Source organism: Salinimonas lutimaris (assembly GCF_005222225.1).
GTDB lineage: Bacteria > Pseudomonadota > Gammaproteobacteria > Enterobacterales > Alteromonadaceae > Alteromonas > Alteromonas lutimaris.
Map to the genome: position 1 here is coordinate 3,282,375 of NZ_CP036536.1, position 22,999 is coordinate 3,305,373.

Annotated in this window: 20 protein-coding genes; 15 read left to right on the forward strand and 5 right to left on the reverse strand. The window is 51.7% G+C overall.

The genetic code is table 11. The features are described 5' to 3' along the window. Position 1 precedes the first annotated feature (1 nt). The 3 genes from EZV72_RS14515 to EZV72_RS14525 all read right to left on the reverse strand — a co-directional run bounded on the left by EZV72_RS14515 (position 2) and on the right by EZV72_RS14525 (position 5,027). Positions 2-1,048 (reverse strand): cupin-like domain-containing protein, encoded by a 1,047-nt coding sequence (locus tag EZV72_RS14515; protein ID WP_137167902.1) that lies wholly within the window; start codon positions 1,046-1,048, stop codon positions 2-4. Positions 1,049-1,091: 43 nt separating this feature from the next. Further along, positions 1,092-1,820 carry a SapC family protein gene (locus EZV72_RS14520; protein WP_137167903.1) on the reverse strand — a complete coding sequence of 243 codons (729 nt, stop codon included), beginning with the start codon at positions 1,818-1,820 and terminating at the stop codon, positions 1,092-1,094. A gap of 144 nt (positions 1,821-1,964) precedes the next feature. After that, positions 1,965-5,027 carry a TonB-dependent receptor gene (locus EZV72_RS14525; protein ID WP_137167904.1) on the reverse strand — a complete coding sequence of 1,021 codons (3,063 nt, stop codon included), beginning with the start codon at positions 5,025-5,027 and terminating at the stop codon, positions 1,965-1,967. Positions 5,028-5,419: 392 nt separating this feature from the next. On the opposite strand from EZV72_RS14525, the gene EZV72_RS14530 reads away from it, so the two are divergent. The 15 genes from EZV72_RS14530 (at position 5,420) to katG (ending at position 20,301) form a co-directional block, all read left to right on the forward strand. Beyond that, positions 5,420-6,484 carry an ROK family transcriptional regulator gene (locus tag EZV72_RS14530; protein ID WP_137167905.1) on the forward strand — a complete coding sequence of 355 codons (1,065 nt, stop codon included), beginning with the start codon at positions 5,420-5,422 and terminating at the stop codon, positions 6,482-6,484. Between the two features lie 71 nt (positions 6,485-6,555). Further along, complete coding sequence (locus EZV72_RS14535; RefSeq protein WP_137167906.1) at positions 6,556-7,224, forward strand: response regulator; 669 nt, start codon at positions 6,556-6,558, stop codon at positions 7,222-7,224. Then, the gene (locus EZV72_RS14540) at positions 7,221-8,528 is read left to right on the forward strand and encodes an ATP-binding protein (protein ID WP_137167907.1); all 1,308 of its coding nucleotides are present in this window, start codon (positions 7,221-7,223) and stop codon (positions 8,526-8,528) included. The genes EZV72_RS14535 and EZV72_RS14540 overlap by 4 nt, the downstream gene beginning before the upstream one ends. Beyond that, entirely contained in the window at positions 8,525-8,875 is a 351-nt protein-coding gene (locus EZV72_RS14545; protein ID WP_137167908.1) for a cupredoxin domain-containing protein, read from the forward strand. The genes EZV72_RS14540 and EZV72_RS14545 overlap by 4 nt, the downstream gene beginning before the upstream one ends. Beyond that, positions 8,865-9,635, forward strand: coding sequence for an FTR1 family protein (locus tag EZV72_RS14550; RefSeq protein WP_137167909.1), 771 nt, complete (start codon positions 8,865-8,867; stop codon positions 9,633-9,635). Before EZV72_RS14545 ends, EZV72_RS14550 begins: the two co-directional genes overlap by 11 nt. Continuing rightward, positions 9,632-10,330, forward strand: coding sequence for a hypothetical protein (locus EZV72_RS14555; RefSeq protein WP_137167910.1), 699 nt, complete (start codon positions 9,632-9,634; stop codon positions 10,328-10,330). The genes EZV72_RS14550 and EZV72_RS14555 overlap by 4 nt, the downstream gene beginning before the upstream one ends. 80 nt (positions 10,331-10,410) lie before the next feature. Next, positions 10,411-11,199, forward strand: a complete 789-nt coding sequence (locus EZV72_RS14560; RefSeq protein WP_137167911.1) for a glycosyltransferase family 2 protein — start codon at positions 10,411-10,413, stop codon at positions 11,197-11,199. Beyond that, positions 11,183-11,842 (forward strand): TVP38/TMEM64 family protein, encoded by a 660-nt coding sequence (locus EZV72_RS14565; RefSeq protein WP_137167912.1) that lies wholly within the window; start codon positions 11,183-11,185, stop codon positions 11,840-11,842. The genes EZV72_RS14560 and EZV72_RS14565 overlap by 17 nt, the downstream gene beginning before the upstream one ends. Before the next feature lie 14 nt (positions 11,843-11,856). After that, positions 11,857-13,575 carry an ArnT family glycosyltransferase gene (locus EZV72_RS14570; protein ID WP_137167913.1) on the forward strand — a complete coding sequence of 573 codons (1,719 nt, stop codon included), beginning with the start codon at positions 11,857-11,859 and terminating at the stop codon, positions 13,573-13,575. 82 nt (positions 13,576-13,657) lie between these two features. Further along, a complete protein-coding gene (locus tag EZV72_RS14575) occupies positions 13,658-14,350 on the forward strand; it encodes a thermostable hemolysin (RefSeq protein WP_137167914.1) in 693 nt (230 codons plus the stop codon). Then, a complete protein-coding gene (locus EZV72_RS14580) occupies positions 14,347-15,786 on the forward strand; it encodes an AMP-binding protein (protein ID WP_175405133.1) in 1,440 nt (479 codons plus the stop codon). Before EZV72_RS14575 ends, EZV72_RS14580 begins: the two co-directional genes overlap by 4 nt. Before the next feature lie 18 nt (positions 15,787-15,804). Beyond that, a complete protein-coding gene (locus EZV72_RS14585; protein WP_137167916.1) occupies positions 15,805-16,476 on the forward strand; it encodes a TenA family transcriptional regulator in 672 nt (223 codons plus the stop codon). Beyond that, positions 16,473-17,267, forward strand: a complete 795-nt coding sequence (locus EZV72_RS14590; RefSeq protein WP_232364431.1) for an SDR family oxidoreductase — start codon at positions 16,473-16,475, stop codon at positions 17,265-17,267. Before EZV72_RS14585 ends, EZV72_RS14590 begins: the two co-directional genes overlap by 4 nt. A 10-nt stretch (positions 17,268-17,277) precedes the next feature. Next, on the forward strand, positions 17,278-17,916 hold the full coding sequence (locus tag EZV72_RS14595; protein WP_137167917.1) for a tetratricopeptide repeat protein: 639 nt from the start codon (positions 17,278-17,280) through the stop codon (positions 17,914-17,916). 159 nt (positions 17,917-18,075) lie between these two features. Beyond that, on the forward strand, positions 18,076-20,301 hold the full coding sequence (katG, locus tag EZV72_RS14600; protein WP_137167918.1) for a catalase/peroxidase HPI: 2,226 nt from the start codon (positions 18,076-18,078) through the stop codon (positions 20,299-20,301). Positions 20,302-20,358: 57 nt separating this feature from the next. Here the strand turns inward: katG and EZV72_RS14605 are convergent, their stop codons facing one another. Next, a complete protein-coding gene (locus EZV72_RS14605) occupies positions 20,359-21,072 on the reverse strand; it encodes a transglutaminase-like cysteine peptidase (RefSeq protein ID WP_232364432.1) in 714 nt (237 codons plus the stop codon). Positions 21,073-21,083: 11 nt separating this feature from the next. Beyond that, a complete protein-coding gene (locus tag EZV72_RS14610; protein WP_137167919.1) occupies positions 21,084-22,994 on the reverse strand; it encodes a bifunctional diguanylate cyclase/phosphodiesterase in 1,911 nt (636 codons plus the stop codon). Positions 22,995-22,999 lie beyond the last annotated feature (5 nt).

A 22,999-nucleotide genomic window follows, 5' to 3' on the forward strand; every position in this document is an offset into this window, starting at 1 on the left:
GTTACCGATTCAGATTCTGTAATAACATCGCCCGTAAACGACGGGCGGTTGAGTCATCCATCGGGCCAAGTGGCCCATGGCTGGGTTCAGGCAGGTGCGCTGTTACCCGGCTGGCATCACCAAACACATAATAATCAAACAGCGCTTTCCAGGCCTGCTTTTCATTTTCAGGCTTATCCCGCAGGCTCATCATACCGTGCAGCAAAACATCCATGGGGTTGCCGGTATACTGTTTCTGGCTCATCCACCAAAAATTAATCATCACATTGAAGCGATCAAACGCTTCTACCTCATGCCACCACATACTGGGATAGTACAGCGCATCACCCGGCTGCATATCCACGATAATGGCCGCATCCAGCGCCTGTTCAAGACGGGGAAAACGCGTCAGGTCGGGATTGGCCAGGTTCGCCATGGTGACTACCTGCCCTCCGGGTGTGGGGTGCAGTGGCCCGGGATAGAGATTGTCTATCTGGTCGGGAGCAAACAGGGTGAAACGCCGCTTACCCTGAACACAGCAGGCCAGATTTCTGGGCTGGTCAAAGTGCGCGGCGGCGACCGATTCGGAGCCCAGCCAGATTTTGGCCACGGGCTGATTCTGGGTAAATTCGGGATGGGAAAAATTCAGCGTATGCGTGTCAGCCAGCGTCGGGAAACCGTCGGCCAGCTTTAAGGAATTAACATACACATAGTCATGTTCATGGTCTTGCCACTGCCGGCGAATGTCATCAAATACCTGCGGCAGCGTTACCCGTTCGCTGGTGAAGTTAAAGCCGGTTGCTGTGGCGTTATAGCCAAACCGGGCGAATATGGACGGCGCGCCCCGGTATGCCAGAAACGGACGGCCAGCATCATGTTCCTGCAACGAGGACATCACCGCCTGGGGCGAGTTGCCTACCGCCTGAACCAGAGGCCATTGTTTAACCAGCCCCGGCAATAACACCGGACCATTAGCAGCAAACAAGTCATCAAAGGGTATGGTGTCTGGGGTTATCCCTTCCATTACCGTTAATGTTTCAGGGTAGGCGTTGTGTTGTCTGGCACTCATCTGTACATCCACTTCCCAAGGCACCTCATCGGTACCGGTTCATTCAGAACATGGCGCTTTGCGCGTTTTTCAGGTCAATCAGCTGCTGAAAATTACTGGTTGAGGAAATCATAAAATAAAGCAGGCTCAGTACACCGTACTGATTAAGCCGACTGAGCTGTTCACCGCTCAGTGCCGCGAGCTTTTGTTCATTCACCGTCAGGTAGTCGCTGAAATTAACCTGATGTTCTTCAGACAGCTTAATTTCAATGGCCACGGGCTCTAACAAGTCCATCTCTGTGGCAAGCGTAAATAAGGTGGTGTCGTACGTTGCACCGGCTTCAATGACCTGCAGGGCTTTTTTAACATGGCTCAGGTACGCCGATTCACCGCCCATCGGCAAAAAGACCGGCTCACCCTGCGCTTCCTGCAAGCGGGGATCCTGAGCATCAAAACACAATACAGGCTGCGCCTGTTGCGATGGATGATCCGCCTCAGTGTAGGTCAGGCTGAACGGACCACAGGCCAGCTGTGCAGGCACATAGCGGGTACACCAACCAGACTCGCTGACAAACAGGTTTTCATCTTTATCCAGGCCAAGAATCGCATGAATCTGCAGGGTGCCAGAGGCCGGATCACGGTAAAACAGTAACGGAAATTCTTTGTGGAGATCTTTAATCTCCGGGGTGTAGGCCAGTGTGCGGTTCACGTTTAATTCGTGGCTCACTGCTACACGGGTATCGACTTTCAACGCCTGATGGTCGACGTTATTAAGTAATGTGGTTGTCTTCATCTGTCACAGGCCGCCTTGCTGCTGACTTCGTGTATTTATCCTAGCGCGGCGTTCATGTGTAAGCAACGCATTGAAGTAAAACACACAGCAAATCATAAGGTTAAAAAAGAGCCAGCCGAAGCTGGCTCATTCACTACACACTTATCAGAAGTTGTAACGGGCGCTTAGTACAAAGCGGCGATCCAGCTCCTGTACAAAGAAGGTGTTGTTGTAGGTCCGGCCATACTGACGCTGACCTTCTTCAGTCAGGTTAATGACATCCAGACTTACCGTCAGATCTTCGTTGAAGTCGTAGCTTACGTTAATATCAATCTGCTCGTACTCATCCACAAACAGCGGGTTACGCACAGAAGAGACCGAACGGTTAACTTCATCCAGGAAAGCATCCCGCCAGTTATAGGCGATCCGCGCTGACAAACCATCTTTTTCATAAATAAGAACCAGGTTGGCACTGTCACTTAAGCCTTCCAGAGCAAACTGATCTACCGTTGGATCAGAGGCGATATCATAGCCGATATCACCATCTACAATAGTGAAGTTAGCCTGATAACCAAATCCGCTTTCACCAAAGAAATGCTGCCAGGCCAGCTCGTAACCAGAGATACGCGCACTTTGGTTGTTGATGGGGCGAGTCAGCTCAAACAAGAATTCCGGATCGCCTTCACGGGCCAGAATATCGTAGGTACCAAATACCGCATCAGCAAAACCCTGCGACTCATCAAACTCAGCCGCACCGCCCGGGAAGGCACTTGGGTTAGCCAGAATAGCCGCCATGGTAAAGAAGTTACGCTCGGTCACCGTCACGCCCTGCGCGTTCAGTGCTTCAACAGCATCACCTGATAATGTGCCCGGCTGACCTGAGTTGGGGTCAAGCAGGCCAAATAACGGTTCAGCCACCTGTTGCGTACCCACAAAGTTGGCCACATCTTTACGGTAGTAACCCACTGAAATCATGCTAGATTCGCCGTAATACCATTCCAGTGACAAATCAAAGTTATTAGACTCCAACGGATCCAGCTTCGCATTACCTACATTACCTGATGGCGCACCTCCTAGCAGGGTTGGCCGGTTAGGGACATTCACACTGGTGGCGGCATACAACTGATCATAGCTGGGGCGTGCCAGCGTCATGCTGTAGGACGCACGGGCTTTCAAATCATCAGTAATATTCACCGACAAATCGATATTCGGCAGCAGGTTCTCATAGCTGTGGTCCGCACTCAGCTGTACAACTTCATCACCCAGAATCAGGTTATAATCGTTATCTGACAACCACACAATATCAGTAGGCACTCGCTGGCTTGCGGTGGAGGTAACATCGGTTTTTTCGTAGCGGGCACCCACAACCAGGTTTACCGGCATGCCACCGACCTCGCCATCCATAGTCACCTGGGCATACGCCGAGAAAATATCTTCTTTGATGGTATTGTTATCAGACCCAGTAGCCGGCAGGTTACCGGCGGTAAAGCCATACATCGGTGCCATGACTTCAAGTAGCTCGACCGCATTTCCCCGGAACGACACGCTGCCCAGCGGAATGGTAGGTGAGCCCGGCGGCTGCGCAATCGCATCCGCGCCTTCTACACCATTCATATCATGGTCTTCAAACGCACAGCCAGTGCAGGTGATATCCAGCAGACCTTCTGGCACATCCCCCGGGTTATCGACGCCCCAGCCGCCCAGAATTGCCTGAGTCGACAGACGATTTTGCTGCATTTCAGTGGTCAGGTAGCCCACCCCGAAGTCCACGAAAAGATCGCCGCCTTTGTCCCATTTACCAGAAAACTGGAACTGATCCACACTGGACTCCTGCGAAGACTGCGCGGTCTGCGATACCTGCGAGCCTACGTCCGGTAAATCAAAAATACCGTTGTTATTTCCTTTCAGGGTGTCATCGACCACAATACTCGCCTGTGGAATCGAGCGGGAGAAGTCAGCGGTTTGCCAGCCTGCAGTGGCCCCTGCTACGTTAAAGCGGATTGAGTTTTTGCCATACGGCGCATTACCACCACTGGTGGCTTTGGATGTCGCGGCATCAAAACGCAGATTCAGGTTATCATTGACCCACCAGTCAGCATTCACGCCAAAAGATTTCAGTTCATCTTTAGTGCCCAGTACCAGATTCTGGAAAAAGAAATCTTTACCGCCGTCGATATCCTCGGTCAGGCGAATCGGGGTGGCCACCAGCGGGTTACCGTCAAATTCTACATCAGTAAACTGACGGGCAAACCAGATACCATCAACCAGCGAATTCGACTCCATTTCGTTGCGGGCATAAGAAGCATCAGCAGTCAGTGTTAACGTGTCTGAAGGTGCATACTGCAGCGTTACCATACCGTTGATACGTTCGCGGTTATCGCTGTTAGTGCCCAGCCCCAGGTTAGACGGAATGGCCACCAAAGTGCCGTCTGCCGGCGCATTGGTGATATTGGCATTCTGCATCCCCAGGGTTTCCAGCGCATCCGGGCCCCAGGTTTCTAAATCATAGCGTTCAACCGACATAGTCCGGCTGCCCGAATCCCGCTCCTGGTAAGAGCCAAATACTGACACCCCGAAGGTTTGATCGTCATTACTCCAGTTGGTTACACCACTGACTTCCGGCGTGACACCATCACCACTTTCATCTTTCATGGCTTTGACCCCCACCGAGGCACGGTTTTCACCTTGTGTAAGCGGCTTCAGGGTATTGATATTAATAGTGGCACCGATACCACCTGAGGGAATGGCAGCCCGACCGGTTTTATACACTTCAATACCGCTGACACCTTCTGAGGCCAGGTTTGAAAAGTCAAACGAACGGGTGGTGCCGGTTGAGCCCTGATCCAGCGGGTTACCGGTAATCGATGATACGTTGGCAGCCGGCATCTGACGGCCGTTTAAGGTGATCAGGTTAAAGTTACCACCGAAACCACGTACGGTGACTTCAGAACCTTCACCGTTGACCCGGTTGATTGACACACCGGTAATACGTTGCAGTGATTCGGCCAGGTTAGTATCCGGGAACTTACCCATATCTTCGGCTGAAATCGCATCCACCACCCCGGAGGACTGGCGTTTGACGTTCATGCTTTGAGACAGACTTCCCCTAACACCTCTAACTTCAATCTGTTCTACTTCTTCAGGCCCTTGCTGGGCAACAGCCTGTGCTGCAACCACGGTGTAAATTGCGCCGGTTACAGCTGCAGATATTTTTGATTTACTAAACATAGTTGGTTTCCAGTTGAGATATACACGTTTGTGCGAACGCGTTATGTCAGCCTTTTTGTTTCACCACTTACTTTCACCAGGTTGAAAGTAATAAAAGGCACTTCATGACCACGCGGCTCGTCGTGCAACCATTCGAAATCCGCGTCCCCTCGTCTTTCGAATATGTCTGCCAAGACACTGTTAACCAAATGTAACCCCTACGTTATAAACGCCAGTAAAAAAGAATTCAAGCACTTTGTTAAAAAACTTAACAAAGTTAATATTCACTGTAGTTTTTACTGATTTTTCATGCAAATAATAAATACAGCATTAAGGGAAATCAGGCGCCGGGTCGTCGCTACGGATACACCCCTGAATGTTATTTTTTTGTATTTTTACTGGTTTTACGGATTATGAAACCCCACCATTTTTCATACATTGCCACCCGCAATGCGCAGGATGTGCTGCAGGCATTACAGCAAACCGGACCGTGCAGCCGGGCGATGCTGGCACAGGTGACCGGGTTATCCCGGCCAACGATTTCTCAGGCAGCCCAGCGACTTGAGTCTCTGCAACTGATTCGGGCCACCGACCGGCGCACCCGCGGTCAGGGCCGTGCCGGTATCATCTATGAAATGAATGATGCGCATGGTGTTGTGGTATCCGTGGCTCTTGACTCACAGCATGGTCAGATTGCGTTTTTTTCGCTCTCTGGCGCGGTTCTTTTTGAGCAATGTTTTGTGATTACCAGCGAACACGACAAAACCGAGCTATTGGCACTGCTAGAGCAAGGGATAGAGACAGGTATGGCTGATACCGGCCTGCCGATACTGGCCATTGGCATTTCTGTTGCTGCGCCTGTTGACCCGGATAACCATCAGGTGGTCCAGGTGCCTTTACTGCCATTTGCCCAGGCCGGCAATACACCATTTAAGCAACATCTTGAAGACTGCTTCAGGGTTCCCTGCGTGATTGATAACGACGTTAACTGGGCTGCGCTTGCAGAAGCCCGCCGCGGCAGCGCTACTCATTATCACCACTTTATATGTATTTATCTTGGCCGGGGCATCGGCGCAGGTATCTACCTGGGCGGGCAATTAATCAAAGGCAGTAACGGGCTGGCCGGCGAACTGGGATACGTAAAGGTGGATGGCCGTACTAACTTACAGGACTTTGTCAGCACGGCGTTTCATGGCGCGCCTGAAAACTGGCAGGCAGATCAGGTTGATCAGGCTATCAGGCATATTGCCCATGTACTTGGCACCGCTGTTATCATGTTAAACCCCGATGCCCTTATCCTTACCGGTCCGTTGTGTCAGTATTCTGCCCTGCTTGAACAGCTGACCGCCAACATCAAACAGGAAATGCTGCGACCCCTGCCTCTGCATATCAGTGAGATGCCAGCCAGGGCATCACTGGATGGCGCGGCCAGCGGCGCTTACTTTCACTATCTGACACAACTGGGCTTTACGCTGTAAATTAAGATCTTAAGGTTAATTTAAGATTTCTTTGTTATGCTTTTTTCAGGTAAAACAACAAAGAATGCTTAATGCGTGTATTGCTGGTTGAAGACGACCGTCCGTTATCTGAAGCGCTGACCCGTTCCCTGCGAAGGGCAAATTATGTGGTCGACTGCGTATATGGTGGGCAGCAGGCATTACTCACCCTGGGTGCACAGCAAACCGACCTGGTGATTCTGGATCTGGGCCTGCCGGATATGGACGGCTTGCAGGTTCTCAAAAGCTTACGTTTGAAACATAAATCATTGCCGGTAATCATTCTAACTGCCAGGGACAAAATCACTGACAAAATTCTGGGCCTGGATGCGGGGGCTGATGATTACCTGCCCAAACCCTTTGAAATGGATGAGCTACTGGCCCGTCTGCGGGTCATGGAGCGCCGTCTGGGTACCGCTGCATCCAGTATTATTCAGCTGGCTAATGTCAGTCTCAATACCCATACGCTTGAGCTTTTGGTTGATGAGCATGCCATTCAGCTGTCGCGTCGCGAACTGATGCTGCTTAAAGCACTGATGGAAAATGCCGGGCGGGTTCAGTCCAAAGCACAGCTTGAGTCACGTCTGTATGAATGGGGCGAGGAGGTGGCCAGTAACACCATTGAGGTACATATCCATCATTTGCGTAAAAAATTACCCGCCGACTTTATCCGTACCATTCGTGGCGTAGGCTATTGCATCCACAGCGGAGCCTCCCGTTGACCTCTATTCGCCGGTATTTATTACTACTGCTGATAAGTGCGCTGGTTCTGATTATATTCAGTGCAGCCATTCACGGCTATCGGGCTGCCGGCGCGGTCAGCGCACAACTGCTGGATAATGAATTAAAAAGTGTATTGCATACCGTTGCACTTAGTCATGGCTACCCCTCTCCCGGGCAAGACGATTCGCCGATAGCCTACCAAATATGGCAAAACAACCGGTTGCTGGCGCACTCTGATAATATACCGGCGACGGCATTGCCCGGTCTGGGCAACAGCGCTTTTTCTGACATCAATTTTAATAATCAGCGCTGGCGGGTATATTCCCGCCCCATTCCAACAACCGATATCACGGTGGTGGTTGCCCAGCCACTGCAAAACCGGGTCAGTCTGACCGAAAACCTGATTACCGCCGCCATTACGCCCTTTATTATCAGTGTTCCCTTGCTGGCGCTGATAATCTTTTTGTCTATCAGCCGCGGCCTGGGGCCACTAAAATCTCTGTCACAACAGTTATCAGCACGTAAGGGCAAGGATTTGTCGCTGATAAAACTGCGCCAGACCCCCACCGAACTGACCCCTGTGGTGGATACACTCAATTCCATGTTTGTACGCCTCAATGATGCGTTTGAGCGCGAGCAGCAATTTGCCTCCAATGCTGCCCATGAACTGCGCACCCCGCTCAGCGTGATGAAAATTAATCTGCATAACCTGGCCGGTCAGTTACCAGAGCCCAGCGCACAGCTAGATGCCATAGCGCAGGATACTAACCGTATGATTCATGTGGTTAATCAGATATTACTACTGAGCCGCACCAGCCCGGAGCTGTTCAATCAACAGCTTTGTAGTGTCGATATTGTCGCGGTCGCGCAAAAGCTAATTGCTGACATGTACAGTAAAATTGATGCCCGGCAACAGGACATCAGCCTGACAGGCGAACAGGGGCTGGTTGCCAGTACTGAATTTACCTTGTATACGTTATTGCAAAACCTGGTCGGTAATGCCAACAACTATGCACCTGTCGGGGCTACGATTGAAGTGAGCGTGATGCAGGATGAGCAGTATGTGACACTGGCTGTTGATGATTCCGGTCCGGGTATAGACGAAGCAGAGCGACAAAATGTGTTGCAGCGATTTTATCGTGATCATCACCAAACCCTGTACAAGTCAGCCGGTAGCGGTCTGGGGCTGGCCATTGTCAGTCAGATTGTTGAATTGCATCAGGCTACTGTGACGCTGGATAAGTCACATTTGGGCGGGCTGCGGGTTGCCGTACGTTTTGCCCGATATGAAGAGTCGGCATGAAACGGGTTTATCTGCTATTTATGATCATAGCCCTGATACCAGCCCTGGTCAGAGCGGCCAGCCTGCCCGAATTTGTCATTGAAATTAAAAATAATCTCTTTGTTCCTCAGGTCATCACCATTCCGGCTAATACCAAGGTGCGCCTGACATTTATTAACCACGACTCCACGCCCGAAGAAATTGACAGTTTTGATCTTAACCGGGAAAAAGTAATTTTTGGTCAGCGCCGGGGGACGATTTATGTGGGCCCCCTGCCCGCCGGTGAATATCGCTTTTTTGGTGAATATCACCCTAACACGGCAATTGGCAAAGTGATCGTGGCCAGCGAGGTGAGCCATGCTCATTAACACCGTTATTTTATTTATTCGCGACACCCTGCCGGTGTTTTTGCTGGTCAGTCTGCTACTTAGCTTTGTCTCTGTTCCCCGCTATGCGGTATTAAGTGGGGTAGGCAGTGGCGGGCTGCTGGCACTGCTCGTTTATCTTGGCCTGGACGGACTACTGGCTATCGGTGATGGCAACGGGCTGGAATGGCTGAAAATTGGCGCTTTGCTGCTTGGGTGGCTGGCGCTTGTGGTCAGTTTACTGGCCATGGAGCAGCAATGTTCAAATCAGTTCAAAGCACTGGCGCTGGGTTTGATGGCTGCACTGTTTACCTTACCTAACGCTATTCACTTTCTGATCTATTCACTGGCCTACTGGCCAGGCGCCCAGTCAGGCTCGGCGATGATGCTGGGCACCGTCATTGGTCTGGGCATCAGCCTGAGTCTTGCGATCCTGCTCAACATGCTGTTGTCCGGGCTGACACCGGCATTTGTACGGGCATTGCTGCTGTGTGCATTTTGCGCAGGACAGGTGGCTGCGATCGCCAATATGCTCGAACAAATAAACTGGCTGCCTGATCAGACCCGGATTTGGAACACCGCCGGATGGCTGAAAGATGAAAGTGAATACGGGCATCTGTTTAATGCCCTGTTTGGTTATGAGGAAACGCCTTCACAGGCTTACCTGATAACCTACTGTGTGGCCTTTTTGATTCCGCTGGTCGCCGCGATTGCTTTTAGAAAGCACTCGGTATTTTTATATGTTAAGGCAGGTGAACAATGAAACGTCGTTTACTGCCGGTACTTTGGCTACTCCTTCTATCGCCGCTTTGCCGGGCAGACAACTTCACCGTTGATAAAGTTTATCATCCCTATGTACTGCCTTTTGAGCGTGAATTTGAATGGCGCCTGACCTCACGCCAGAACGACGACGGCAATGTACTGATGCAGCGATTTTCCTATGGGCATGCATTGTCAGAGCGCATCATTCTGGAGGGATATGTGGTGGGCTCACGGGATCAAAATGGCGATTTTGGGATGCAGGCCTGGGAGCTGGAGACACGCTGGATGCTCACCGAACAGGGGCGCTACTGGGCAGACTGGGGGGCGCTGTTTGAACTGGAAAAAGAACATCAGACTGATAACTGGGAATTTAAAGCCGGACTACTGACCGAAAAAGAATTCGGGCGCACCAGTCTGACCACCAACCTCACCCTCGTCTACGAATGGGGACAGTCTGTGCCTAGTGAGTTTGAAGGTGAATTCAAGCTTAAATACCGGTATCGCTGGATCCCTGAGATTCAGCCGGCCATAGAATTTTATGCGGCCGAAGATTTTATCGGACTGGGTCCGGCATTTATGGGGATCCGCCGGTTTGACGGCCAGCGCCAGCTGAAATGGGAACTTGGGTTTATTGCAGGTCTGAACGGTGATACCAAGGACCATACCCTGCGCATGTCAGTGGAATATGAATTTTAGGACGGGCTGGCAGACTTAAGGTTGCCTTAAGTTTGACGGCATAAAGTAGTCGGCATCTTGTGAATAACATCAGGTGTCCCATGTCTAGCCCCGAGTTGAGTATAGTGATTCCCGCCCACAATGAAGCGGGTAATATCGGTTCTTTAATCAACGACATTGCTACCACGTTTTCCGACAACATTGCGGTTGAGGTGATTGTGGTTGACGATGGCAGTACCGATGCCACCGCGCAGGAAGTCTTGCAATGCGCCGCGCGCCACTCATTCCCCTGTCGCCTGCTACAACACACTGTTGCCTCCGGTCAGAGTCTGGCTGTCTATCATGGTATGCAGGCTGCCCGTGGAGAATGGATTGCTACACTTGATGGAGACGGGCAAAACAACCCGGCTGACTTATGGCCGATGTTGCAGCGAGCCCGGCCCAGAGGTAGCTCGCCTTTATGCATTATTGGTCACCGGCTGGCCCGTCAGGATTCTCGCTGGAAGCTCATCCAGTCAGCCATTGCCAACCGGGTACGCCAGTTTGTTTTACATGATGGCACCCCGGATACTGGCTGTGGAATCAAAATTCTGCCGGCAGCAACCTGTCGTCAGCTGCCGTATTTTAATCATATGCACCGTTACATTCCGGCGCTGGTCAGGCGGATGGGGGGTGAGGTCATTTCTCATCCGGTCAGTCATCGTCCCCGTAGAGCGGGTGTGTCGAAATACAACGCCTGGAACCGGGGCTGGGCCGGTCTGGTAGATATGCTGGGAGTACGCTGGCTGATTTATCGCAGTCACGGGCTGGTGAAGGTAGCTGAAACCCGCTCACTGTCGAAAACCGATACAGTGAAAACGAAGCCGGGGTTACATGCAAAATCTGGTTAAGCCCCTCAGTATGGTAATGCTGCTGGCAGCCCTGTTTACTCTGGCACGTCAGGTGTTACCTCAATGGGCAGTGCTCACTGATGTCCAGGCTTTGCAGCAATGGTTTACACAACAGCGTGAAGGCGTGGGATTATTCAGTGCCCTGCTGATATTGGCAGTGATGGTTGGCGCACCGCGTCAGGTGATTAGTTTTGTTTGCGGTGTGAGCTTTGGCAGTGTTTACGGCACATTGCTGGCATTGGCGGTGACCCTTATCGCCTGTGCTGTTAACTACTGGGGCGCGCGCTGGATATTACCACAGCCATGGATATCGCGCTGTCTCGCCCGGTTACCGGACCATGTCCGGCGCCTGGTCTGTAGTTTGCGTCAGCATACCTTTACCCGGGTACTGGGCCTGCGATTACTGCCTCTGGGTAATAATGTCATAACTAATCTTATCGCCGGCTTTACCCGAACACCGTTTACTCCGTTCTGGCTGGCCAGTGCGCTGGGATATATTCCTCAAACCGTCCTATTTGCGATAGCCGGTGCCGGCATCATGCTATCTCAATATTTGCAGCTCGGTATCAGCATCGTTTGTCTGGTATTGCTGAGTCTGGTTGTCACCCGCTGCGGGTCCCGCTTTATAAAATATCGTTTTTGACCAGGAAACCTGTTTTGAATACCGCTACATTTTCACCCTCAGCATCGCGCTCACTGACTGACTCACAATGGTTCTGGATGATCATGGCGCTGGCTGCGCTATTTATTTTGGCCGGAATAGGATTGCGAAGCCCCTGGCCTGCTGATGAACCCCGCTTTGCGCTGGTTGCCAAAGAAATGGTGCAGTCAGGACAGTGGCTTATTCCTACCCGTGGCGGCGAATTTTACGCCGACAAACCGCCTGTATTCATGTGGTGTATTGCTTTTTTTTATGCATTAACTGGCCATATTGCGATTGCCTCACTCCTGCCAAATGCCTTGTGCAGTCTGCTAACACTGGGGCTGACTTACCGGTTGTCCCGGCGGCTTTGGGATGCCCGCACTGCACGTATTGCCAGCCTGGTTCTGTTACTCACTCCGCAGTATATTATTCAGGCTAAATTTGCCCAGATTGATGCCATGGTAGCTTGCTGGATCATGCTTGGCGTATACGGATTAGTTACCCACTATTTTATTCAGTCAAGCCGGCTTTGGTACAACCTGAGCTGGTTTTTTATGGGTTTGGGCATTATTACCAAAGGCGTTGGCTTTCTGCCGGTATTGCTGTTAATCCCCGCTGCGGTACTGGCCGCAGGCGGGAAAACTGCGACCCGTTTTACCCGGCGCGATCTGGCAGGGCCTTTATTTATGCTGGTTGCCATTGTGATATGGGTCGGCCCCATGCTGTGGTACACCGGTCAGTCAGCCGCATTACTGGAATATCGAAATAATATTCTGTTTCATCAGACCGCTGACCGTTATGCCGACTCCTGGCATCACATCAAACCCTGGTACTATTATCTGGTCAGTGTCATTCCCCTGTTCTGGCTCCCCGGCATTGCTTTACTCATTGCTTATCCCCGTCGTTTATGGCGGTTACTTAAAGCCAGTCCGGTGGCCGCGACGCTGTTGATATGGGCACTGCTGGTCGTGGTATTTTTCTCCATCAGTCCGGGCAAGCGCAGCCTTTATCTGCTACCTGCCGTTCCGGCAATAGCGATGGTGTCAGCTTATCTGTTTACCCGGCTGCCCAGCCACCGACGATTTGCACAAATGACCACAGGCATCATTGCTTTGCTGTCTACCGCGCTGCTATCGATAGGAATCAGTGCGCTTATGCAGGCCCCGTTTATTATGCGTAAAGTGTCTGACTATGCGGTTGATGCCAGCGCCCTGAAGTTACTGGCTTTCACTTTATGCGGGCTGGGAACCGGGCTGGCCGGCTCGCTGTGTATTCGCCGGTCTTTATGGCTTCGCTTACTTTGTGCAGAAGCCATACTGGTGCTCGGCACAGGTTTGCTGGTTTTTCCGCAGATGCAGTCGGTAAGAACACCATTTAATGTGCTGGAGCAAATGCAGGCCCGGGTACCTTTAAATAACCAGGTGGCGATTTTATTCTGGAAAGGCCAATACCTGCTTTATGCTGAGCGTCCGCTTTATCACGCCGGGTTTAACACCCCGGCTGATATCAGTGAAGGAGCAATCTGGCAATGGGCCGGTCAGCAGCCAGACCGCTGGGTTCTGGTACCCGCGACTGTCACATTACAGTGTTTTGACACCACCCAAGCTATTTCCGTGGGCACTGCCCACCGGGAAGACTGGTTATTACTGCCTCCGGATGCTGTCAGGGCGACCTGCCCTTTCAATACCCAGGCACCGGTATATCGCAGTGCTGCACAGCGTCAGACAAATTAATCAAAAAAATATCTCACCCTTAAGGTTGATTTAAGGTTGACCTTCGATACTGAGCAACATCTGATTTACCAAAGGTAGTCTTATGTCGCTCAGTCAACGCAGTACAAACCTGGTCAGCAACCAACCGTCGCCGGCATTGCCCGGCACGCTGGCCATGCCTTATATCGTATCCACCGCGCACAGCCCGTTTCGGGCTGATGCTGAGCAAGCCGTCGCAGCCGGCTTCTTGCAGTATTATCAGGCCCGGATCACGCACTTTCTGCCGGTGATGGTCACGACAGGCATTCGCTGCCAGGCGGTGCTTGGCATAGAGTCTGACCCTGCTCAGTTTTATTCCATCCGCTATCTTTCCGACTCACTGACTTGTCGTCTGGATAGTCTGGGCCTTCCGTCAGCTGAAGGCCGGATTGTTGAGCTGGGCAATCTGTTTAGCCGGGGGTCAAGATATACCCTTGCCCTGTTTATGGGCGTAGGGCTGGCGCTGGCCAGACTTGGGGTTAGCACACTGGTATTCACCGCCACGGCTCAGCTGCGTACGTTGCTGACGCAAAATGGGCTGCACCTGCACACTCTGGCTGAGGCATCAACCCGAGCCCTGACACCTGAGCAGGCCGCCGCCTGGGGAAGTTACTATACCCATTCACCGCAGGTAGTGGTGCTGACGCTCCGCGATGTTGAAATCCTGCTTCAGCAACAACCTTTATTACTGCGACATTTAGCACGCTACTGCGCAGATATTTCGCCGTTAATTCAACAACTGGAGCTGGCCCTGTGATCAATTTTACGCAGTGGGCTGAACGCCCGGCAATTCGCTTTGAACATTTACAGTTTACCTATCAGGAGGTCTTGCACGAAGTCCGGGAGCGTATGCACTGGCTAAAGAGCATCAGGGCCCGAACCGTTGCCCTGCTGGCCGATAATACGCCTGACTGGGTATTTTTTGATTTAGCCTGTCAGTACGCCGATATCATCCTGATTCCGGTGCCGCTTTTTTTCACCCCTGAGCAGCGCCGCTATCTGCTGGCTTCCAGCGGATGCGATACCTTGCTCAGTGACATCCCGCTCTCAGTGCCGTCATTTACCGACAGCGAAAGTCCGTTTGATGGTATTTACGTGCAGCGTCATGCCTGTCCTGCTGCCGCTTACATTCCTCAGGGTACGTCAAAAATCACTTTTACCTCAGGCACAACCGGGACGCCCAAAGGGGTGTGTCTGACCACTGATGTGCAGTACAAGGTGGCATCATCACTGGTCAGCACACTGCGCTTTGAGCAGGTACAACATGCCTGCATTTTACCGCTGGCAACGCTGCTGGAAAATATTGCCGGCGTCTACGCGCCACTGATGGCCGGTGGCTGTATCTGGCTAAGTCGTGCAACAACCCGTGGTTTTAGCGGCGCCCGGCTGTCGGCGCCAGATAAATTACCGGCTCTGCTCAGTCAGCAGCAACCTGAAACACTGATTCTGGTTCCTGAGCTACTGATATTACTGCTTGGCGCAATCAGACAAGGCTGGCAGGCACCGTCCAGTTTATCTTTTATCGCCGTAGGCGGGGCCATGGTCGCCCCCGGTTTATTGCAGCAGGCGCAGCTGGCCGGGCTGCCGGTTTATCAGGGTTACGGGCTGTCTGAATGCGTCTCGGTTACCACACTCAATACCCCCTCAGACAACCGGTTCACCAGTGTGGGTAAACCTCTGTCGCACAATCAGGTCAGCGTTGATAACGATGAACTGGTAATGCGGGGAACCTTATTTTCAGGCTATCTGAATGAGCCTGAGACCTTTTATCCCCGGGAAGTTCGCAGCCGCGACCTGGGTCATATCGATGACGCCGGATTTATTCATGTCAGCGGGCGTGCCAGTAACATGATTGTTAATTCCTACGGCCGTAATATTTCTCCCGAATGGGTGGAAGCCCGTCTGCTGGCCAGCGGTTTATTCGCACAGGTGCTGGTCTTTGGTGAAGGGCAATCTGAATTGTCGGCCCTTCTGGCCTTACGTCATCCCGATACCGGTGAGGATAGCGTGCAAAAAACAGTGAATCAGATTAATTGCGAGCTACCTGAGTATGCCCGCATTGGCCATTACCATCAGGTTCCGGCCCTGGCCAGTACCAGTGAACTTTTAACCAGCAACGGCAAGGTGCGCCGCAAGGTCGCGCTGCAACACTTTTCGCATCTGACTCAGCCACTGACAGCGGTGGCGCAGTAATCCATTGAGGTAATGAATATGAATCTATATCAACGTCTTCAGCAGGAAACTCAGGCTCAGCGTGAGTATATGCTTAGTGCACCGGTTATTCAGCGCTGTTTTCACGGCGCGATCTCGGTTGATGAATATCAGGCTTTTCTGACCCAGGCATATCATCACGTAAAACATACTGTTCCGTTACTTATGTCAGCCGGCGCCAGAGTGCGGGATGATCAGGAATGGCTCAGAGCCGCTATCGCAGAATATATCGAAGAAGAGCTGGGCCATCAGGAATGGGTGCTTAACGATATTGCCGCCTGTGGAGGAGATAAAGAGGCGGTGCGCGCCAGTCAGCCTGCGGCTGCCACAGAACTGATGGTCGCCTACGCCTATGACAGCATAGCCCGAAAAAGTCCGCTGTATTTTTTCGGCATGGTCTTTGTGCTGGAAGGAACCAGTATTGCGCTGGCGGACAAAGCCGCCGGGCACATAAAAGAAAAGCTGGACTTGCCCCCGCAGGCGTTTAGCTATCTGCGATCACATGGCTCTTTGGATCAGGAACACATCGTTTTTTTCGAAAAGCTGATGAATCAGATTACCGACCTTAATGAGCAGGATATGATTGTGCATAGTGCCCGTATGTTCTTTCAGCTGTACGGCAATATTTTTCATACTCTGCATGCTCCTTCACTCACATCTCAGGTGGCATGATGACTATTTACTGGCAACACCATACCTGTCTACTGACCGGCGCAACCGGCGGTATCGGCAAAGAGATCGCCAAGGCGCTGGCGGCCAGGGGAGTTACGCTTCTGCTGACCGGCCGCAGCCAGGAAAAACTGGCAGAGCTACACAATATTCTGCCCGGAAAGCATATTTTGCTCTGTGCTGATTTGAACGAGCCGGCGGGCATGGAAAAGGTGGTAGAAGCAGCCCGGCGTCATCAGGTTTCTATGCTGATTAACAACGCTGGGTGTAATGTTACCGGTGAATTTCATCATATGCACCCGGCCACCCTATCCACACTGATGAATACGAACCTGGCTCTGCCGATGCAGCTGACTTTACGGTTACTTGATCAGTTTCTGACTCTAAAACAAGCCGTTATCGTCAATGTCGGTTCTACCTTTGGTAGTATTGGCTATCCGTGCAATTCAGTATATTGTGCCACTAAGTTTGGCCTGCGCGGCTGGACCGAGAGCTTACAAAGAGAGTATGCCCATTCGCCGTTGCAGATTTACTATCTGGCCCCCCGGGCAACCCAAACCAGTATCAACAGCGATGCTATGGTCAATATGAATAAAGCACTGGGCAACCAGATGGACGCTCCGCAGGTGGTGGCCGATGCGCTGATAAGCCAACTGCAGAACAACTCTGCAAGGCGCTTTATCGGTTTTCCGGAAAAGTTATTTGCCCGGATTAACGGTGCATTTCCGGGCCTGGTGGATAACGCCCTGATAAAACAGTTACCAACCATTAAACGTTACCTGGCAACACATTGAGGACAGTATAATGAAAAAAACCGTAATTGCCGTTTGTCTGGCCGGCCTGCTGAGTACTTCAGCATCAATGGCCCAGAGCAACACCGTTCACGACATCCAGCAACAATGGGCGCAAATTAGTTACCAGATGCCGGAAGATAAGCAACTGGATGCACTTAAGGCCCTGGTTGATACCGCCAAACAACGGGTAGCAAATAACCCTGGTGATGCCGCCAGTCTGACCTGGCTGGCGATTGTTCAGGCCAGCACGGCAAAAGCCAAAGGCGGACTAGGCGCGCTGGATTATGCCAAAGCCGCCAGAGATAACTTTAAACGTGCCATTGAACTGGACGAGACCGTTCTTGAGGGCTCAGCGCTAACCAGTCTGGCCACCCTGTATCATAAAGTCCCGGGCTGGCCGGTCAGCTTTGGCGATGATGATGAAGCCGAAAGCCTGTTTAAACGCGCACTGGAGGTGAACCCGCAAGGCATTGATGCCAACTTTTTCTATGCCGAATTTTTGTTTGACGACGGTGACTACCAACAAGCCAGACACTATCTGGAAAAAGCCAGTCAGGCAGCGCCTCGTCCGGATCGTCCCCTGGCCGATGAAGGCCGCCATAAAGCAATTGACGAACTGAAGACCAAAGTAGATAAAAAGCTCGGCTAAACAACACACTAAGGGCTGCCCGCCAGCCCTTGTAACGTTTTATTAACTTTTCGATTAAGTTAATCTATTTTATACATTTCCACTTTGCACTGTTTTCAACAATCCTTAAAAGCGCACTAATAGCTGTAAATAATAAAATAACTGCTTAAGGAATCTAACATGTTGAAACGAGTAATGACGGTTGCCGCCGCTGTTAGTCTGGCATTATCCCCTGTATCACTGATGGCTGCCGAAACGGTCACCAGCGACACCGGTGAAGTGCGTAGTAATGCATTCTGGTGGCCTGACCAGCTAAACCTTTCCCCGCTGCGCGCACATGATATTAAATCTAACCCTTATGGTGATGATTTTGATTATGCCAAAGCGTTTAATCAGCTAGACCTGCAGGCAGTAAAAGCTGATATCAAAGATGTGCTGACCACCTCACAGCCCTGGTGGCCGGCCGATTATGGTCATTACGGCCCCTTCTTTATTCGTATGGCCTGGCACGCTGCCGGTACCTACCGGGTGGTTGACGGCCGGGGTGGTGCAGGTGGCGGTCAGCAGCGTTTCGACCCGCTTAACAGCTGGCCTGACAATGCAAACCTGGACAAAGCCCGACGCCTGTTGTGGCCCATTAAACAAAAATACGGACGCAGTATTTCCTGGGCTGATCTGATGGCCCTGACCGGCAATGTGGCGCTGGAAGATATGGGTTTTAAAACCTTTGGCTATGCTGGCGGTCGTGAGGATGACTGGGAACCGGATTTGGTCTACTGGGGGCCGGAAACCAAAATGCTGACCGATGAGCGCCGCAATAAAAAAGGTAAACTGAAAGGCCCGCTGGCGGCGGTTGAAATGGGACTGATTTATGTCAATCCTGAAGGCCCCCATGGCAATCCGGACCCAATTGCTGCTGCCAAGGATATCCGTCACTCCTTCGGGCGTATGGCCATGAACGATGAAGAGATTGTGGCACTGATTGCCGGTGGCCATACCTTTGGTAAAGCCCACGGCGCTAAAAAAGCAGACTGTCTGGGCAAAGAGCCGGCCGCAGCCGGTATTGAAGAACAGGGCCAGGGCTGGAAAAACTCGTGTGGTAAGGGCAATGCCGAAGATACCATGACCTCGGGCCTTGAGGGGGCATGGACTGTGACACCCACCCAGTGGACCACCAATTACCTGGAGAACCTGTTTTCGTTTAACTGGGTGAAAACCAAAAGCCCGGCCGGCGCTACCCAGTGGGTTCCGGATGCCGAATCAGCCAAAAATATGGTGCCTGATGCCCATGTTGAGGGAAAACGCCATGCTCCCATCATGTTCACCACCGATTTGGCGATGAAAGAAGATCCTGAGTTTCGTAAGATTGCCCTGCGCTTTAAAGATAACCCCGAAGAGTTTGAACTGGCCTTTGCCAAAGCCTGGTTTAAGCTGAATCACCGGGATCTGGGCCCCCGCGCCCGTTATTTGGGCGATGAAGTGCCCGAAGAAGTGCTCAAATGGCAGGATCCTGTTCCTGAGGTCGACTACACACTGGTCAGCGATGCACAGATCAAGGATCTTAAAGCCCGTATTCTGGACAGCGGCCTGAGCGTGCCAGAGCTGGTGCGTACCGCGTGGGCCTCGGCTTCCAGCTACCGGGCAACAGACATGCGTGGCGGGGCAAATGGTGCCCGGGTCCGTCTGGCGCCGCAAAACGAGTGGCCGGTCAATAACCCCAAAGAACTGGATAACGCGCTGATGAAACTTGAAAAAGTTCAGAAAGCGTTTAACAAAAAAGCAGGTAAGACCAAAATTTCACTGGCCGACACCATTGTGCTTGGCGGGGCGGCGGCCATTGAAAAAGCCGCCAGTCAGGCAGGTTATGAGATTACCGTACCGTTTACCCCGGGTCGGGGGGATGCCTCTCAGGCAATGACTGATGTGGAATCATTTGGCTGGCTGGAGCCTAAAGCGGATGCCTTTAGAAATTACTATTCAGATGATGCCTGGAAGTCGCCTACCGAAATGCTGGTTGAGCGTTCGGATTTGCTGGGTTTAAGTGTGCCTGAGATGACCGTACTGCTAGGTGGGATGCGGGCACTGGATGCTAACTACCAGGGAATGCAGCATGGGGTATTAACTACCACTCCGGGGCAGCTGAATAATGCCTTTTTCACCAACTTGCTGGATATGTCCACGACGTGGGAAAAAGCCGACCAGGATGGCATTTATCATGGTGTGGATCGCAGCAGCGGCAAGCAGAAATGGACCGCTACGCCGGTAGATCTGATTTTTGGTTCTAACTCAGAATTGCGGGCTATTGCCGAAGTGTATGCATCTGCCGATGCGAACCAGAAATTTGTCGATGATTTTGTTCATGTCTGGACCAAAATCATGACCGCTGACCGCTTTGATATGCAGTAATCGTTACTTTTCCATGAAGCCTGAAAAGAGCAGTCTGTGACTGCTCTTTTTTTACGCCTATGATTGCTTAAGCTGAATGCCCTCTGCGCTGAGTTTCTGCAACACGTTACGCCAACGTGAAAGCCGGGCGGTAGGCGACCCCACCGATTTTTTAGCCCCACCCGACCAGATACCATCAGAGTTAAAGCTGAAAACCGGCGACAAGTCGGTGCGCTGACGGGCGGGCAGCACATCGCCAATCAGGCTGTCCAGAATCAGGGGCTCGGCGTTGGCGGTCGCGTAGTATCCCAACACCATGTGCGCCTGTGTGATGGTGCTGCGACGACCGCCAATTTTTGCTTTAACATAAATCAGCCTAAGGCGGGAAGGAGGAATTCCCATTTCCAGCAAAAACAGATACTTGGCAATCGCGTAATCTTCACAATCGCCCTGCCCGCGGCCCAGTAACTCTGCCGGAGATGCCCAGTAATCGGTTTGTCCCCATACCACATCATCAGTTTGATAAGTGACCCAGGTCTCAAAGTACCGGTTTACCCACGCCAGCTTTTCTGGCTCGGTCATTGAATCCTGCTGCTCAATGCCCTCTTCCATGGCAATGCGCGCCTCGCTACCTGCCTGACCTCCATGCTGCCCCACCCGTTGCCAGAAAGCCGACAGGTCGACGGTCAGGTAGCCGGTAGAGCTGACATAGCCGGTCATGCTGAGCATCACCACCATAATAAGCCCGTAAAGCCTGAGCCGGGTTAATCCAAACAACGGACGTCTACGCATGAAATACCCGGTCAGGACAGCGAAATAACGCCGTCGAACCCGGCCTCAAACAAGATATTTTCATCCTGCACAGAGCACACACCATCAGCATAGACTTTCATGCCCAGAGAGTGAGCTAAATCGGATAACCCGCGCAGGTAGGTCTGATTACTCTGATTATTTTTCAGATCGTACACATAGGCGCTGTCGATCTTGATATATTCCAGACCGTATTCATGAATATCGGCCACTTGCGAGAAACTTTCTCCCACCCGTTTAAGCCCCACGCTGACTTCCCGCTCCCGCACTTTTTCACAAAAAAGCCTGAAAGCCTGCTTATACAGCGCTGCTGAGCTTTCACGCAACTCAAGACATAACCGGGTTGCTATATCCGGCTTGCTGTCCAGCAGGGTCAACAGATTGTCCATTGCCGAGTCATCAACAATGGTTTGCTGATATAACAACACAGAAATTCTGCTCTCCGGCTGGCTAGCCAGCTGTGCAAGAGCATGCTCAACCACCGCTAAATCCACTTTTGGCAAGTCCCCCACCTCACGGGCATAGCGGGCAATAAAGCTGATGTTGCGATCATGTCCGGCATGTTGCAGCGTAAAGTAGGATTGATAATGGATTGCCTGACCACGGGCATTTTTTAATTCTGCCTGATGATAGGTCAGGTTGTCCGGCAAGGTATCAATGATTTGTGTCCAGTTCTGGCTGTTAACCTGCAGGGCGTGTGCAGGGCTCTCCTCCAGACAAAACGGTAACAACTCTTCCCGGTTTTGCGCTTGCTGAAGCAGTCCGTCCACCCGATCCATGATCTCAAAACTAGCTTCATCGGCATGCAGGTAAACGCCGGCGCTGCATATGCAGGCTTGCTGGTCCTCTCCCACCGGTAACCCATGACTAAATGCCGAATCCTGCTCCAGCATCTGCTGAATCCGGGTCAGCAGTGCAGCATCTGTCAGCAATATGGCAATGTCGGTTTCATTGATGCGAGCCAGACGGATATCGGTGTATAAATCGCTGTGTGTATTGTAAAAACGCGCGATACGCAGCGAAAATTCACTGATGGCCCGGGAAAATTCATCCCCCAGCGTACTTTGAATATCGTACAGTTCGCTGGCAATACTGTGCACCAGTAAAACATTCTGGCCGTCTTTGTCACGAAACCGTAACTGAGATTCAAGCTGGGTGAAAAAGGCATTGATATTGGGCAGGCCGGTGACCAGATCGTGCTGGCTGCGAAAGCGGGCATCTTCCAGCCGGGTATTGTTCTCCACGACAATCGTTTTAAAGCGTTCTGCCAGCGTATTCATAGCATTGACCACCCTTTCAAAATCCCGCGTGGCGGGCTTTTCAATAGTGATAAATTTGCGCTGTGAAAAGCTATTTGCCTGAAACACAATATTACTGAGCGGTCGCAGAATAAATCTGAGAATCAGCGACCCTGCCGCACCAACCAGCAAGGTAATCACCAGCATACTGATTACAAAGCGTTTAAACCGCTGCCACAACATCTCAACGGCAAAGGAGGTCTGGCTCTCAATATACAAGGTACCAAACTGGCTCCAGCCGTCGGCAACCTGCGCGGTGCCCGCCGGAATATTGAACTCTGCCAGTCTTTTAAACCAGCCTGGAACATTGGTTTGCTTATTTTCGTAAGTCAGCTTAAACAACTCCTCGCCTTCGGTATCGGTCAGTTCAATCCGGGAAAAATGCCCGGCATCAAACTTTGCAGCAATCAGCAGTTCAATCGACGCCGAGTTTTTATCAGACTGGGTCAGTACAATAGCCAGCGAGTTCGCATCATCAATATTTTTAAGATAAAGCTGCTCTTCAAAGGTTTGTCTGGCGGAGGTAAATAAAAGCCAGAAACTGATAGCGGCATTCATCAGAACAACGGTAATAATGGTGAGCCAAAGCTGTTTATTCAGTGTCATGGTGG